Here is a 15,834-nt window from a genome sequence, read left to right as displayed (position 1 = left end):
CGCAAAACGCCGCCGCGGGGCGTTGACCCCACGACGGCGTGATGCGCAATGACGGACGAGACTTTTCCAGCCCCGTTAAATTCAGCTTTAGTTACAGTTGTTCTGGGTCTTGCAGTAAAGCACGTTGCCCGCAGCCCCAACTGCCGCCCCAAGCAGCGGATCTGCACTGAGGACCGCCGCCCCCAGAGCCCCCGCACCGCCGCCAAGGATCGCCTGTTCGCCGGTCGAGCCACCGCAGGCCGCCAAACCCGCGCAGGTTGCCAACGCAAGGGAAATTCGTTTGATTCGCATGGTTTCTGCCCTTCTAGATTTTTTGCAGTCTTTGAGAGCAGATGCCGATTTCGCGCCTTGTTATGCAATAACACGGACCACAAACTTGCGAATTGCGCAGGTTTTTGCCGCTTTTTGTCCAATCCTGACAAAAAGAAAACCGCGGACAGAACTCTGTGGGGAACACAAGCCTGCCCGCGGAAGGAAGGGGTACGGAATAGTAGGTGCTTGTGCGACGCAGGCAAAGTAGAGCCGCACGGCCCAATCACTGTGCACAGCACAATTCTGGCCGCCAACCAGTTATTGTTTCCATCTGAGATTCCGGCTGAAACCTGCCCATCCAGCGCGGCACCACGCAGATTTGCGCCGACGTCGTAATCGCCCGGACAGCGACGACTACGTCTGAAATCCGTCACGTTCCTGTTACAAATCGAAGACTTGTAGCGAGGCAGTGCGCGAGGCACCTCACGCAACATCACTACAAACTCACGCAAAAATCCTTCCGGTGACAGTAACTTAGATTCCGGTTTCACCGCAGTGTGAAACGTCACATGTCTACCGACACTTTTGCTTGAAAAATTGAGAGCATCTTCTCTCAACTTGGTGATTTCCCAAGAATTCAGTTGCGTGGAACGGTGCCCCTGCACACTCGCACACAAGGAACTATCCATATGATAACAAAGGGTAAAACTGCTATCTTGCTTGCTGCCAGCGCGCTTTCCGTGACCGGTATGCAAGCCTTGGCGCAAGATGCACAAACTCAGGCTGAACTGGATGCACTGCGCGCCCGGGTCGAAGCGCTGGAATCCTCCAATCCCGGGTCTGGTACTGGGGATCTGCAGATCGGCAACACCACTCTGGACGTCTACGGTTATGTCAAAGCCGACTTCTTCTATGACTTCGAATACGATCAGGGCGACACCGCATTCGTAAACGTGATTGGTGAACCCTCGGCCGAGACAGATGGTACGTTTGGCGCCACAGTCCGTCAGTCTCGTATCGGGCTGCGCACCAGCACGCCTTCGGGAATCGGTGACATTCAGGGCCAGATCGAAGTCGATGCCTTCGGCTCGGACGGAACCGCCGAATTCCGAATTCGTCATGCCAATATCCGAATTGGGGAACAATGGCTGATCGGACAATACTGGACCAATTTCCAACCTCTGGACACCTACCCGACCTCGGTGGAATTTAACGGGCCGGTCGGGATCGCTTTCGCGCGCGTACCGCAGGTGCGCTACACCAACAATATCGGATCGAATACCACCTTCGCCGTTTCCGTTGAAGAAAACGTCGGCGGCTCGGATTCGGATGATCCCGTGCTGACTGGTTCGGTCGAATACAACGATGGCAAATACATCGCTCGTGCCTCGGCGCTCTACGGCAAGGCGCAATCCGGCGACGTCGAGGTCGATCAGACCGGTTTCTCTTTGTCGGGCTCGATCCGACCGTGGGAAGGTGGGTTGTTTCAGGTCAACTATGTCAACGGCGAGGCACTTGGCCCCTACCTGATCGGCTTGGGTGACGCAGTCGTCGGGGGTCAGGCCAACGATGTTGATGGCTACACCATCGAATTCCGTCAGGACCTGAGTTCCAAATGGAACGTCGGCATCGCCTATGGCAAGGAAGACTACGACCTGCCTACATCGACCGGTACTTTGTCGTTCACCGAGCTTGAGACGATCCACGTCAATGCCTTTTACAAGGCGACAGACAACCTGACGCTCAGCGCCGAATACATCTATGGAGAGCGGAACGATACAATTTCCGGCGACACATTCGACGGCAATCGTGTCCAGTTGGCCGCGCAACTCAACTTCTGATGAAAACAGCCTACCCTGCCCATTAGCGGGCAGGGTTCCAGTGTCACTGATCATCTGAGTGTTATGTGCGGCAGCCCCGGTCACAATCAGCGCACTCCGTCGAACACGTCAGGGAAAGATTGGCGCGCGGCGTCCAGATTGATCACCAGCAGAGCATCATAGCTTGCAGGATCAAACGGGTCTTCGGCGGCGACAACCTCGCGCCCGAACAGCCAACTTAGACGGCCCGCGTCCAGATTGCCCCGCTCAAAGGGCTGATCACCAAAGTGCGCCCATAACGCCTCAATAAACGCGACATCTGCGCGCTTGTCGGCGGGTTTGCGATCGCGAAAGCGTTCTCGCTGGGTCAGCGGCGTAACGCCCTTGGGATTGGCCCGCCGAATGGTGAACTGGAAGTCTGTTCCGGGCAAACGTCCGGGGAAACCGCGATGTTTCAGCATTGCGAAACCTCAATGGACAAGTTCCAGATATGGCAGGCCATCGGACATGCCTGCGGGATTGAAGTGATCATGCGAACCTCCAGAGCTGCATCACTGTATCGGGACACTCTGAGACCGTGACATTTTTGGTTCATGGTCAGAGCCCCTCCCAGATACACCGGGATTGATCCAGCCGGTAGGCTTCGAAGAACTGCGTTGCGTCAGGTTCGGAGGTGCCGAACGCTACCGGTCTGTCCGAAAACGAAATCACAATCCGGGCAGGCTGCAATTCGTGCTGGACCACGTAAGGCACCGCCAGTGTTTCACACAAATGCTCCATGTCGACTACGGCGACATCATATGTGATACGACCTGCAGTCGATCCGATCTTGGGTGCAATGAACCGAAACCGCACCCAAAGCTCACCCGGATTGGTGTCCAGAAGCACATCGCTAAGCTCGACCGGTTGACCCGATGGCACGGGCAGCAGGTTTGAGGCCAGCGCCGAACCTACTCCGACCAGCAACGTAATAACCCCGGCGCATCCCCGGATCCGCCAGCGGCGGTTTCCTTCCTCCGAGGGAGCGTGCAGAGCTGTTGCAACCTGCGCGGTCTTATGTCCGGTCAATCGGGGCATTTACGGCTCGGGCCTCCTCGGCGGGCATTTACAGCGGAATATTGTCGTGCTTTTTCCAAGGGTTCTTCAGTTGCTTGCCGCGCAGGCTCGCAAATGCACGTGATACACGGCGGCGGGTCGATTGTGGCATGATCACCTCGTCGATAAAGCCGCGCTCGGCCGCGACGAAGGGATTTGCGAACCGGTCCTCATAGTCCTGAGTGTGTTTCGCAATCTTGTCGGCGTCGCCCAGATCGGCACGGTGGATGATTTCGGTCGCGCCCTTTGCGCCCATCACCGCGATCTCAGCCGTGGGCCACGCATAGTTGAAGTCGCCGCGCAGGTGTTTGGAGGCCATAACATCATACGCGCCACCGTAGGCCTTACGCGTGATTACGGTGACCTTTGGCACGGTCGCTTCGCCATAAGCAAATAGCAGTTTCGCGCCGTGCTTGATCACGCCGCCATACTCCTGCGAAGTGCCCGGCAGAAAGCCCGGAACATCAACAAGCGTCAGGATCGGGATTTCAAAGCAATCACAGAACCGCACGAACCGGGCCGCTTTTCGGGAACTATCGATGTCCAAACATCCTGCCAATACCATGGGTTGGTTGGCCACGACGCCCACGGTCTGCCCTTCAAGCCGGATAAAACCGGTGATGATGTTCTTAGCGTAGTCTTCCTGAATCTCGTAAAAATCACCCTCATCCGCCACTTTGGTGATCAGTTCCTTCATGTCGTACGGCGTGTTCGGATTGTCCGGGATCAGCGTATCCAGCGATGTCTCGACCCGGTCAGGGCTGTCAAAAAACGGACGAACCGGCGGTTTCTCGCGATTGTTGAGCGGAAGGAAGTCGACAAGACGGCGCACCTCGGCCAGCGCCTCCACATCGTTTTCAAACGCGCCATCAGCGACCGACGACTTTTTGGTGTGGGTTGAAGCCCCGCCCAATTCCTCTGCCGTCACGACCTCATTGGTGACGGTCTTTACAACGTCTGGGCCGGTCACGAACATGTACGAGGTGTCTTTGACCATGAATATGAAGTCGGTCATCGCAGGACTGTAAACCGCACCACCTGCACACGGCCCCATAATCACGCTGATCTGCGGAACGACGCCTGAGGCCATGATATTACGCTGGAACACTTCGGCATATCCGGCCAATGAAGCGACGCCTTCCTGAATCCGCGCCCCGCCTGAGTCGTTGATCCCGATCACCGGCGCTCCGTTTTGAACTGCCATGTCCATGATCTTGCAAATCTTCTGCGCATGGGTTTCTGACAGAGAGCCACCGAATACGGTGAAGTCCTGGCTGAAGACGTAGACCATTCGACCATTGATCGTACCCCAGCCTGTGACCACCCCATCACCAGCAGGCTTTTGTTTCTCCATCCCGAAATCAGTGCAGCGATGGCTGACAAACATGTCAAACTCTTCAAAGCTGCCTTCGTCTACCAGCAACTCGATCCGTTCGCGTGCCGTCAGCTTTCCGCGGGCGTGTTGCGAGTCGATGCGTTTTTGCCCGCCACCCAATCGCGCGTTGTTGCGACGGCCTTCGAGCTCGGAAAGGATGTCTTTCATGTCGGTAGTCTCCCAAGAGAATTTGCGCGACCATAACGAGTTGGGATCGGCGGCCAAAGAAGTTTTCGGCAAATTTGCAAATATTTGGCAACACTATTTGAGATAACTGCAAATTTGTTAATTAACACAACAAGCCAAACTGCCGATGGCATTTCCTGCGATCAGGGTCTAAAGGTAAACCATGCAGTTCAGTTCACCCTCTGTCAGCCGCACGCCCCCCACGCTTGCAACACTCGTTTTGTTGTCAGGATTGTCGGCACTGAGCATGAATCTGTATCTGCCCAGCCTTCCCTTTATGGCGACGTATTTTCAGACTGATTACAAGGTGATGCAGCTTTCGATCGCGCTTTATCTTCTGGTCAACGCGGCACTGCAAATCTTAATAGGACCCATTGCCGATAAGGCCGGACGTCGGCCTGTACTGCTGTGGGGACTCGCCCTTTTTCTGCTTGCAACGCTGGGGTGTATATACGCCCCAAATGTCGAGACCTTTCTGGCCTTCAGAATGTTTCAGGCCGTCATTGTCGTTGGTATTGTCTTAAGTCGTGCGGCTGTGCGGGACATGTACGAACAGGACCAGGCTGCTTCGATGCTCGGATATGTCACCATGGGGATGGCAGTCGTCCCGATGATCGGCCCTGCTGTCGGCGGGCTTCTCGAAGAAACTTTTGGCTGGAAAGCCAATTTCTGGCTACCCTTTGCCCTTGCGGCGCTAGCGCTGGTGCTGACCTACCAAGATTTTGGCGAAACCGCCGCCGCAAGCGGCAAAACACTGATGCAGCAATTTCGCGAATATCCTGAATTGCTGAAATCGCCCCGCTTCTGGGGCTATTCCCTGTCCTCAGCTTTCTCTTCAGGCGCGTTCTTTGCCTATCTCGGGGGCGCACCCTATATCGGGACCGAAGTTTTCGGCATGACAGCCGCCGAGGTCGGCATCTACTTTGGCGCGCCTGCGATTGGCTATTTCTTCGGTAACTTCATCAGCGGTCGATTCTCGGTTCGCTTCGGCGTCAACCGAATGGTGCGTTGGGGATGCTGGCTGAATGCAATTGGCGTGGCCCTATCAGCTTTGTTGTTCCTAGTGGATTTGGGAACGGCGCTCAGCTTCTTTGGCCTGATGACCTTCGTCGGGTTGGGTAACGGCATGGCGATCCCGAATGCGACTGCCGGATCGCTTTCGGTCCGCCCGCATCTGGCGGCCACAGCATCTGGCCTGAGCGGTGCAATCATGTTGGGCGGCGGCGCGGCACTCAGCGCATTGGCAGGCGCATTGCTGACGCATGAGACAGGCGCGATGCCTCTGCTTTGGCTGATGCTGGCAACCGCCGCCCTGGCAATCTGCGCGATCAGCGTTGTTATCTGGCGCGAACGGCAATTGGGTCTGTAGACGGCTTGCGCGAAAGGGTTTGCAAAGTTAGCCTGCAGATTCAGTAAAGCTGCAAAGAACCGCCATGGCCACTCAGAAACTATACGCTGGCGCCAAGCTGCGCGAAATGCGCACACGCCTGACCCTCACGCAGAAGGATTTCGCCGCAAAACTGGGCGTTTCACTGCCCTATTTGAACCAGATGGAGAATAACAACCGGCCGATCTCGACAACCGTTGTTCTGGCACTGGCGCAAGAGTTTGGTATGGATGTGACCGAACTCAGCACAGGGGATAGCGAACGATTGGTTTCGGACATGCGCGAAGCACTGGCCGATCCGGTGTTCGCCGAAACGGCGCCCCCTCTGGCTGATCTCAGGCTCACCGCTTCAAATGCGCCCGCGCTTGCACGCGCGTTCATCGAGTTACACCGCGCCTATCGCCAGACCCATGAACGCCTCGCCTCGCTCGACGAGGCATTGGGCCGCGAGGATGCCCGTATTCAGGCCAGCCCTTGGGAAGAGGTGCGCGATTTCTTTCACTACTGCGACAATTATATTGACGCCGTTGACCGCGCCGCCGAACGCTTCGCCAGCCGTGCCGATGAAACCAGCGATATTCGGCAAGTCGCCCTGAACAGCCTGTCAGAACGCGGCATTCACGTCACTTTCGCCGACACAGAAACCTTACGCAGCTACAATGCTGGTGACAAAACCCTGCGCCTTTCCTCGCGCGCCGCACCACAAACGCAGGTCTTCCAACTATTGCTGCAGGTGGCGTTGATCAGTCAGGATAAGCTGCTTGAAGCAACGCTAGATTTCGCCCGTTTCCAAAGCGATGAGGCCCGCGCCATCGCCAAAATTGGCCTCGCCAACTATTTTGCCGGGGCTTCGCTGATGCCTTACGGCGCTTTCCTATCCGCAGCGCAGGACTATCGGCACGATTTGGAGCTGCTCAGCAACCGGTTCGGGGCGTCGATTGAACAGGTGGCGCACCGCCTGTCCACGCTACAGCGCCCCGGTGCAAAAGGAATTCCCTTCTTCTTCGTCCGCGTGGATCAGGCGGGCACAATCACTAAACGACATTCAGCCACGCGGCTTCAATTCGCCCGCTTCGGCGGCGCCTGCCCACTCTGGAATGTCCACCGGGCATTCGAGACCCCGGGTCATTTCCTGCAACAGCTAGCCGAGACACCGGATGGCGTCCGCTATATCTCATTGGCTCGTGATGTTTCAAAATCCGGGGGCTCGTTCGGTGCTCCTGTCCGCCGCTACGCCATCGCCTTGGGATGTGAGGTTCGTCATGCCGAAGCATTGGTCTACGCCGATAATCTCGACATAAACAACGCGAGCGCTTACGAGCCCATCGGCATATCATGTCGCATATGCGAGCGCCAAACCTGCCACCAAAGATCAGTCCCACCGTTAGAGCGCCGCCTGACCATCGACGCCCATAGCCGCGGCACCCTGCCTTATGAGGTCACCTGATCTTCGCCTGGCCATATATATCCTGCGAGTCCGGGGGCAGAGCCCCCGCCTAATCCTCAGCTTTTTGACAAGATCGCCCAGATCTCGTCTTTGAGCGCCGCGCGTTTCTTCCGCAAATCAACCTCGGCCAATTCCTCCATCGGTTCGACGTTGGTTTCAGCCCGATGCACGGTGCGGTTGACCTCATGATACTCATCCGCAAGTCGGGCAAAATGCGCATCCGTTTGCTTGAGCTGACTCATCACTTCGAGCTTGTCGGGGAACTCTTCAGCCAGTTCATGCGGGGTATGAGACATCCAGTTGGCTCCTTGTTTCAGCGTTACATCCCAAGGCTAAACATGACTGTCGCACTCCGCTTTGACGCCGATCAAATTCCGAGCGCAATCATCCAGCTTTCAGGATAAATGCACGCCGTGGGTTTTGGATGTGTCAGCGCTGTGCCGTTGCCCATCTCGGACTTATCCAGGGTTGGTCGTTCGCTTTGGGCAGAGGGTCTTTCTGCAGCAAATGGTCCGACATCTTTTCACCCACCATGATCGACGGCGCGTTCAGATTGCCATTGGTGATTTGCGGGAAAATCGAGCTATCGGCGACGCGCAATCCATCCACCCCAATCACACGCCCCTGCGGGTCGACAACGGCATCCTTGTCATCCGCACGTCCCATGCGGCAAGTCCCGCAAGGGTGATAGGCGCTTTCGGCATGCTCGGCGATAAAGGCATCTAGCTCTTCGTCCGACTGAACCTCCGCCCCCGGTTGGATCTCTTTACCGGCAAAGGGTTTGAACGCCTGCTGTCCAAAGATCTCTCGGGTCAAGCGAATGCAGGTTCTGAAGTCTTCCCAATCCGCGTCATGGCTCATGTAGTTGAACCGGATCACCGGCGCGTCTTCGGCTTTGGCGGATCGCAGAGTCACAGCGCCGCGCGAGGGCGACCGCATTGGCCCCACATGCGCCTGGAATCCGTGCCCTTCGGCTGCCGCCTGCCCATCATAGCGAACCGCCATCGGCAGAAAATGATATTGTATGTCAGGATATTCCACACCCGGTTTCGAACGCACAAAGGCGGCGCTTTCAAACTGGTTCGATGCGCCAAGGCCTGTTTTGGTAAACAGCCATTGCGCTCCGATCATTCCTTTGCTGATCAGGTTCCAATGCTTGTAAAGCGTGATCGGCTGGATCGAGGCCTGCTGAATATAAAGCTCTAGGTGGTCCTGCAGATTGGCGCCGACGCCAGGGCGGTCGGCGACCACTTTGATACCGTGCTCAGCCAGGTGCGCCGCGGGTCCAACCCCCGAAAGCATCAGCAACTTAGGCGAATTGATAGACGAAGCCGCCAATACAACCTCGCGCCGCGCTGTGATCACTTCCCGTTTGCCACCCCGTATCAATTCGACCCCGGATGCGCGCCCAGATTCAATAATCACGCGCGCCGCAAGACCCCGGATGATTTCGCAGTTTTGCCGCTTGAGCGCTGGCCTAAGGTACGCATTCGCCGCCGACCAGCGCCGTCCTTTCCAGACGGTCTGCTCCATCGGCCCAAAACCTTCTTGTTTCTCACCGTTATAGTCGCCAGTGACCTCATATCCAGCCTGCTGACCTGCATCGACGAACGCCTTAAACAGCGGATTTTCACGAGGCCCTCGCGACACGTGCAGAGGTCCATCCGTGCCTCTCCAGGTGTGATCACCCCCATGGCCACCATCATGCCAGGTTTCCATGCGTTTGTAGTACGGCAGCACATCTGCGTAAGACCATCCATCTGCGCCCATCTCGGCCCAGGTGTCAAAATCTCGCGCGTGACCGCGCACATAGACCATGCCATTGATCGAAGAAGACCCTCCGATCACCTTGCCTCTGGGGCAAGCAAGTTGACGATTGTTCAGATGCGGTTCGGGCTCGGATTTGTAGCCCCAGTCATATCGCGACATATTCATCGGATAGCTTAGGGCGGCAGGCATTTGGATGAAGGGTCCAGCGTCAGTGCCGCCATGCTCGATCACCAGAACCGAGGCTCCGGCCTCACTCAGACGGTAAGCCATCGCGCAACCAGCAGAACCGGCGCCAACAATGACAAAATCTGCTTCCATATTCGTGTCTCCGTTCACCTTCGGGGCAAGATTTTTCGACGAAAAATCTCCGCACTTCCGACGGGTGCAATTTCAAAAATGTAAAGGATTACTCGCCACGCGGATAACGCTGGCTATCCTCGACATCGTTCAGGTCCATATGATTGCGCATGTACCGTTCAGACGCTTTCTGAAGAGGCTGATAGTCCCAAGGATAATAGCCACCCTGCCGTAATGCCTCATAAACCACCCAGCGCCGGGCTTGGCTGGCCCTCACATCGGCGTCAAAGCGATCCATATCCCATCGCGCCTCGGATTTAGCACGCAGTGTTTGCAAGGTGCCTGCATGTTCGGGCAGGCCAGCGAGATTTTCCATCTCATGCGGATCAGCCTCGAGATCGAACAGTTGATCGGGGTCCAATGTACAGCGATTGTATTTCCATTTGCCATAGCGCAGAGAGACTAAAGGAGCGTATGAGGCCTCGGCGGCATATTCCATTGCAACCGGCGCGGTTCGGTCTGTGCCCTTTGCCAAGGGAACAAGGTCCTCACCATCCGTCCAAGGTGAGATTTCCGCCATATCGACGCCCGCCAACGTACCAAGCGTCGGTGTCACGTCGATCGTCGAAACTGGTGTATCGATGCGACCAACTGGAAGATCGGGGGCCGAAATCATGAGCGGCACGCGGGAAGAGCCTTCGAAGAAAGTCATCTTGAACCACAACCCGCGCTCACCCAGCATGTCGCCGTGGTCGGACACGAACAGTATGATCGCCTCTTGCCGCGTCGTTTCCAGAACCTCCAGTATCTCACCGATCTTGTCATCCAGATATGAGATATTGGCGAAATAGGCGCGACGGGATTTGCGAATATCCTCGGTCGTTATGTCGAAGCTGCGCCAGTCATTGGCATCGAAAATACGTTTGGAATGCGGGTCCTGTTTGTCATATCCCAGGTCCGCGATCTGTGGCTCAAGATGCTCACAATCTTCATACAGATCCCAGTACTTGCGTCGCGCCACGTAAGGATCGTGTGGGTGCGTGAAGCTGACGGTCACACACCAGGGGCGATCATCCTTACCGCGTGCAAGGTCATATAGCTTGGCCTTGGCGTTGTAAGCGACCTCGTCATCATATTCCATCTGATTGGAAATCTCGGCAATGCCTGCCCCGGTGACCGAGCCCATATTGTGATACCACCAGTCGATGCGCTCACCGGGTTTACGATAGTCCGGCGTCCAACCGAAATCTGCCGGGTAGATATCAGTGGTCAGACGATCTTCGAACCCGTGCAACTGGTCTGGGCCGACAAAGTGCATCTTGCCGGACAAGCAGGTGTAATATCCTGCACGACGAAGGTGGTGGGCATAGGTCGGGATATCGCTGCTGAACTCGGCGGCGTTGTCATAGACGCCAGTACGCGATGGCAGTTGACCCGACATAAAGCTCGCACGTCCCGGAGCACAGAGCGGCGAGGCAGTGTAGGCATTTGCGAAACGCGTTGATCTTGCCGCCAGCTTCTTCAGGTTCGGCGCATGCAACCATTCTGCAGGACCGTCGGGGAAGAGGGTCCCGTTGAGCTGATCCACCATCAGGATCAGAATATTCGGCTTTGTCATTTTTCGGCCTCTAGGAAAACTCTCAGTACCCGCAGCGCATGGGTGACTGCCCGCTGCGGCTCTTGTGGGGAATTCAGTGCAGAGTGGATGTACAAACCATCGATCAGCGCAATCATACCTTCGGCAGCCTCGCTCGGGTCACTCATATGCGGACGCAACGCGTGGATCAGGTTCGAGCGGATGCGCGCCTGATAGATTTGCCAGAGCCTCAGCGCATCATCGTTGGTTTGTGCCAAAACATAAAAAGTCATCCAAGCTGCGATAACATCCGGTGTGAAACATGATGGCGCGAAACAGGCGCGAATGATGGCCTGTGCGCGCTCTTCCGGATCTGCCGTGCTGAGTTGTGCGCGCGCTTCAGATCCAAAATCCGTCAGGATACGCCGCATCGCGGCTAGGAATATCTGTTCTTTGCCCCCAAAGTAATGATGCGCCAATGCACTGGACATCCCTGCGCGTTTGGCGATCTGGCTAACGGTGACATCAAGGGATTTTTGCGCGCCAAGCTCGGCGATCGTCGCCTTGACGATCGCGTCCCGCCGGATCGGCTCCATTCCGAGTTTTGGCATCTTCGCCTCTTCGCCATACCTGAGTGCAAGGAAGGCTAAGCGGTTTTTATTGACTCGTCAATCAATAACGGCTCTTGGTTTCGCATCTGGGGTCTCAGAACCTTGCGGCGGTGTGCCGCCACGGCTCAGCACGGCTTCACGCCAGGTGATGAAGCTGACGGCAGCCAGGATCAGAGTGCCTCCTGCAATTACCCAGATGTCGATGCGTTCATGGAAGGCCAAAGCGCCGAGCAAAGTGGCCCAGATCAGCTGCAGGAACGTCACTGGCTGGGTCACGGCCACCGGGGCAGCCTGCAATGCAAGCGTCATGAAATAGTGCCCCGCAGTCGCAAAGCTGGCGACGATGAAAAGTATACCAAGATCGCGCAGGCTGGGCGGCTCCCAAACCGCGACGGCGAAAGGGATAAGCGCGATTGTGACCCATATCGAAAGATGGGCAACAACGGCTGAGGGACGGATATCACGGACCATGACTTTGGCCAGCAGATAGGAACCACCAAGCGCTAGTGCAGCCCCTAGCATCGCTATGTGGCCGGGCAAAATTTCGCGAAAGCCCGGGCGCAGGATGATCACTACTCCAATCACAGCAACACCAATCGCGGCGATACGACGAAAAGCTAGCTTTTCACCCAAGAACAGTGCCGCACCCACCGTGACGTAGATAGGTGTCATGTAATTCATCGCGGTCACCTCGGCGAGGGGGATGCGCGTCATCGCAAAAAACCAAAGCATGACGGCGATGGCGTGGACCATTCCGCGTAGTCCAAACAGCGTTAGATTGCGCGGGGTCAATGGAGTTCCGAGGATCGCCCGGATTGCGGGCAAAAGAAACACCAGACCCAGGACATAGCGCAAGAATGCCGCTTGAATGGGGTTCATGCTGGTTCCCAGCACCTTCACCAGCGCATTCATGCCCACAAAGGACAGCCCGGCCGCAAGCATCCAAAACATGCCAACAAGCGGGCGGTGCTGATCATTAGGTGAGGTCATACAAACGGTTGAACACCGAATTCTGATCCGGGACAACCCTTCACATGATAACAAGTTTCAACGCGATCATAAGCATCACGATTCCGATGATAAAATCAAGAATCTGCCATGCGCGCGGGCGTGCAAAAATCGGTGAAAGCACTCTGGCACCGTAGCCGAGCGAAAAGAAGAAAACGAAACTCGAAGTCATCGCCCCTATCGCAAACCCCATGCGATCTGAATATTGGGCCGATATCGACCCGATCAATACGACCGTATCCAGATATACATGGGGGTTGAGCCAAGTGAAGGCCAGCACGGTCAGCATGGCCGCACGCAGGCTGGTGCGCTGCCCTGTTGCGGTATCCATCACCGCCCCACCTTGCCAGGCAGACCAAAAACTACGTAGGGCGTACCAAATCAGAAACACTGCCCCACCATAACGCATCACCGTTTCAAACCACGGCGCGGCCTGAGCCAGGGTGCCGAACCCTGCAACACCCGCCCCGATCAGTATCGCGTCAGACACTGCGCAGGTCAGGCACAGTGCAAAGACGTGCTCGCGCCGCAGGCCTTGGCGCAGAACAAAGGCGTTCTGAGCGCCTATCGCCAATATAAGGCTAAAACTCAGGGCAAACCCGGCAATCATTGATGGGAACATGCAGCCTCCTGTCGATACTCGTTGACTACATGGCCGGTGTAAATCTATCAAATTAATGATGATTACCCAGATTAAGTAACTCTAATGCTCCTCGATCCTCATCAGCTATCAGCATTGGCGGCGATCTTGCGACACGGCAGCTTTGAGGCCGCAGCCGCAGAGCTATCCGTCACCCCGTCGGCTATTTCGCAGAGGATCAAGGCGTTGGAGGATCGTGTTGGTGCGGCCCTCATTCATCGCGGCACCCCATGCATCGGCACTCCGGCGGGTCTGCGGATCGCCCGTCATGCCGAAGATATCGGCCTGTTGGAGGCAAAGCTGGCGCGAGAGCTGACTTTGGATCAGCGTGAAGGTCCGGTACGGGTTCGCGTCGCACTACCGGCTGACAGCCTGGCCACATGGTTTATCGACGCGATGGCGCGCGCCGAAGACATACTGTTCGACCTTGTAATTGACGATCAGGACCATTCGGCTGACTGGCTGCGGCGTGGCGACGTAAGTGCGGCGATAACGGTGGGTGGTCAGAACATTACCGGATGCGATGCCATTGCGTTGGGCACTTTGCGCTATTTGCCGACCGCGAGCCCTGGCTTCATGCAGCGGTGGTTTTCTGATGGGGTTTCCGCCAAATCCCTGGCACAGGCCCCCTGCTTGACCTTCAACCGTAAAGATAATCTGCAGAAATCCTGGATATATGCCCAGACAGGCAGCCGTCTTTCGCCACCGTCTCACTTTCTGCCGTCCACAAATGCCTTTGTTGACGCGGCAATCGCCGGATTAGGATGGGGTATGAACCCCGAAAGCCTTGTAAGAAGAGCGATCGCAAATGGGCAGATCTGCGAAGTAATCCCCGATGCGCCGCTCGATATCGAACTGACCTGGCAGATCGGGCGTGTCCTTGCCCCTGCCCTTGCACCCTTGACCCAAGCGGTACGTCGCGCGGCAACGCAGCAACTGATCGCGCCAGCGGCAGATTAGGCCTGCGACTCTGCAGCCTTTTGCGGTTTCGCGATGCGGTAACAGCTAAATGCCGCCCAGATGCTGGCCAGCACGATAAACACGATGGCAGCTGCAACCTCGTGCATATGTGCAACCGCAGCCAAAATTGCAGACAGTGCAACGGCAGCGAGTCTGCAGATGGATTTGATGGCTGCTGCGCCCTGAATACGTTGTTCCTTGGGCGCAACGTCTAAAAAATAAAGCTGGCGCGCGCTGGAAATTCCCGTTGTCGCCACCGAGACGACAAACAGGGCAATGGCGTGTAAGTGAACTTCGTGATCGATACCGGCATAGTGGAACGCCAACAAAACGATCCCTGTCACTGCGACCAACAAGTTGCCCGCGACCATCACGGTACGGTGTGATTTCATGTTCACCAGTTGCCACAAGGGTGCCGAGACCAGATAGCCGGACGCGGATGAGATGATCATGGCCGTCAAACCCTTGGCCGAGTTGTGATGTGCCTCGGCAGCGATGAGCGCAAAAAACGGAACCGACAGCGACACGACAACCAAAGGAAGCCGTAGAGCCATATAGCGCCGGAACCATGGCTGTTCGAACATACTTACGATGCCGGAGATGATGTTCTGCAGCGATTGACGTCCTGCACCTTTAGGTTTTCCATTACCGGACTCATCGGGGGAGATCTCGGCCATGCCGAGAATGCATAATGCTGAAAACAAGAAAAACACAACCGAGGCCGCAATCACCGCGGAATGCCGCGAGAATGGCGGGTACTCTTTCGTGATCTCGTGTATCAGCAACACCAAGCCGATGGCACAAAGACCTCCCGCGCCCAATTGGAGATAACGGATAACCATCCGGGATTTCGATTTCAGATGATCGCCCAACAAGTCAGACAGCATCAGGGATTGGCTTTCTTCAATAAGCCCAATCATGAAAAAGGCGATCACAAAGGCAATGGCCGTCAATGAGACACTGCCGGTGGCCGCGATCAAAAGGGCCATCAGAAGGCAACCGCCAATTCCGATCTCGGTCAGGGCAATCCCGCGTTTCTTCCGCGCCTGCGCAGCAATGGAGCGGGCGAAAAACACGTCCGAGATCATGCTGCCAACCATGCGGATCGACACCAATGCACCGGCAAGGAACATCGGTAACTCCAGCGAGACCGCAAGGAATGGCAATACGATAGACGGGCTGCCCAAAGTCCACGCCACTTGGGAAAGGATACTTTGGCTAGCCAGAACCGGGACATTTCGTCGGGCCGGATCAGTCGATTTACTCGCCATTTGCGATGCTCTGCATGATGTGCCTACGGTTGCCTTTCAGGTCCTTCAGCCTCAATGATCTGAGTTTAATCGCAAGAGGCTTCAGGACCAAGGCTTGTGTAAGACGCGCAACTGCAACAGAAAAACCCGGCCGCTGGGC

15 protein-coding genes are annotated in these 15,834 nt (G+C 56.3%); 4 read left to right on the top strand and 11 right to left on the bottom strand.

Annotation, left to right across the window (positions count from 1 at the left end):
* Positions 1 to 87: 87 nt before the first annotated feature.
* The gene (locus tag ACRZ96_RS06805; RefSeq protein ID WP_170392147.1) at positions 88 to 291 is read right to left on the bottom strand and encodes a hypothetical protein; all 204 of its coding nucleotides are present in this window, start codon (positions 289 to 291) and stop codon (positions 88 to 90) included.
* Between the two features lie 650 nt (positions 292 to 941).
* Between ACRZ96_RS06805 and ACRZ96_RS06800 the strand changes: the two genes are divergently transcribed.
* Entirely contained in the window at positions 942 to 2,093 is a 1,152-nt protein-coding gene (locus tag ACRZ96_RS06800; protein ID WP_480752420.1) for a DcaP family trimeric outer membrane transporter, read from the top strand.
* A gap of 86 nt (positions 2,094 to 2,179) precedes the next feature.
* Here the strand turns inward: ACRZ96_RS06800 and ACRZ96_RS06795 are convergent, their stop codons facing one another.
* The 3 genes from ACRZ96_RS06795 to ACRZ96_RS06785 form a co-directional block, all read right to left on the bottom strand.
* Positions 2,180 to 2,533, bottom strand: a complete 354-nt coding sequence (locus tag ACRZ96_RS06795) for a hypothetical protein (RefSeq protein ID WP_170392151.1) — start codon at positions 2,531 to 2,533, stop codon at positions 2,180 to 2,182.
* A 136-nt stretch (positions 2,534 to 2,669) separates the two neighbouring features.
* Positions 2,670 to 3,149: a DUF6497 family protein gene (locus tag ACRZ96_RS06790; RefSeq protein WP_480814347.1), complete on the bottom strand. Its 480-nt coding sequence runs from the start codon at positions 3,147 to 3,149 to the stop codon at positions 2,670 to 2,672.
* Positions 3,150 to 3,177: 28 nt separating this feature from the next.
* Positions 3,178 to 4,710, bottom strand: coding sequence for an acyl-CoA carboxylase subunit beta (locus tag ACRZ96_RS06785; protein ID WP_170563888.1), 1,533 nt, complete (start codon positions 4,708 to 4,710; stop codon positions 3,178 to 3,180).
* A gap of 181 nt (positions 4,711 to 4,891) precedes the next feature.
* On the opposite strand from ACRZ96_RS06785, the gene ACRZ96_RS06780 reads away from it, so the two are divergent.
* Together ACRZ96_RS06780 and ACRZ96_RS06775 are read left to right on the top strand one after the other, a co-directional pair.
* The gene (locus ACRZ96_RS06780) at positions 4,892 to 6,097 is read left to right on the top strand and encodes a multidrug effflux MFS transporter (protein WP_480706756.1); all 1,206 of its coding nucleotides are present in this window, start codon (positions 4,892 to 4,894) and stop codon (positions 6,095 to 6,097) included.
* Positions 6,098 to 6,161: 64 nt separating this feature from the next.
* Positions 6,162 to 7,562: a helix-turn-helix transcriptional regulator gene (locus ACRZ96_RS06775; RefSeq protein ID WP_170392156.1), complete on the top strand. Its 1,401-nt coding sequence runs from the start codon at positions 6,162 to 6,164 to the stop codon at positions 7,560 to 7,562.
* Positions 7,563 to 7,618: 56 nt separating this feature from the next.
* On the opposite strand, the gene ACRZ96_RS06770 is transcribed toward ACRZ96_RS06775, so the two are convergent.
* From ACRZ96_RS06770 to ACRZ96_RS06745, 6 genes are all read right to left on the bottom strand, one after another.
* The gene (locus tag ACRZ96_RS06770) at positions 7,619 to 7,858 is read right to left on the bottom strand and encodes an HP1242/YdcH family protein (RefSeq protein WP_170392158.1); all 240 of its coding nucleotides are present in this window, start codon (positions 7,856 to 7,858) and stop codon (positions 7,619 to 7,621) included.
* A gap of 133 nt (positions 7,859 to 7,991) precedes the next feature.
* Entirely contained in the window at positions 7,992 to 9,650 is a 1,659-nt protein-coding gene (betA, locus tag ACRZ96_RS06765; protein WP_170647960.1) for a choline dehydrogenase, read from the bottom strand.
* Positions 9,651 to 9,738: 88 nt separating this feature from the next.
* On the bottom strand, positions 9,739 to 11,247 hold the full coding sequence (gene betC / locus ACRZ96_RS06760) for a choline-sulfatase (RefSeq protein ID WP_480814346.1): 1,509 nt from the start codon (positions 11,245 to 11,247) through the stop codon (positions 9,739 to 9,741).
* Positions 11,244 to 11,816, bottom strand: a complete 573-nt coding sequence (betI, locus tag ACRZ96_RS06755) for a choline-binding transcriptional repressor BetI (protein ID WP_170392164.1) — start codon at positions 11,814 to 11,816, stop codon at positions 11,244 to 11,246. Before betI ends, betC begins: the two co-directional genes overlap by 4 nt.
* A gap of 57 nt (positions 11,817 to 11,873) precedes the next feature.
* Positions 11,874 to 12,806, bottom strand: a complete 933-nt coding sequence (locus tag ACRZ96_RS06750) for a DMT family transporter (protein WP_480814345.1) — start codon at positions 12,804 to 12,806, stop codon at positions 11,874 to 11,876.
* 40 nt (positions 12,807 to 12,846) lie between these two features.
* Positions 12,847 to 13,446, bottom strand: coding sequence for a LysE/ArgO family amino acid transporter (locus tag ACRZ96_RS06745; protein WP_170512381.1), 600 nt, complete (start codon positions 13,444 to 13,446; stop codon positions 12,847 to 12,849).
* Between the two features lie 84 nt (positions 13,447 to 13,530).
* Between ACRZ96_RS06745 and ACRZ96_RS06740 the strand changes: the two genes are divergently transcribed.
* The gene (locus ACRZ96_RS06740) at positions 13,531 to 14,424 is read left to right on the top strand and encodes a LysR family transcriptional regulator ArgP (protein WP_480814344.1); all 894 of its coding nucleotides are present in this window, start codon (positions 13,531 to 13,533) and stop codon (positions 14,422 to 14,424) included.
* Here ACRZ96_RS06740 and ACRZ96_RS06735 read toward each other — a convergent pair.
* Positions 14,421 to 15,695 (bottom strand): MFS transporter, encoded by a 1,275-nt coding sequence (locus tag ACRZ96_RS06735; RefSeq protein ID WP_480771949.1) that lies wholly within the window; start codon positions 15,693 to 15,695, stop codon positions 14,421 to 14,423. The two genes, ACRZ96_RS06740 and ACRZ96_RS06735, sit on opposite strands and share 4 nt — an antisense overlap.
* Positions 15,696 to 15,834 lie beyond the last annotated feature (139 nt).

This window comes from Ruegeria sp. CF1 (genome assembly GCF_056537445.1).
Note: the sequence above shows the minus strand (reverse complement) of the source record. Positions and strands in the feature narration are given on the sequence as shown.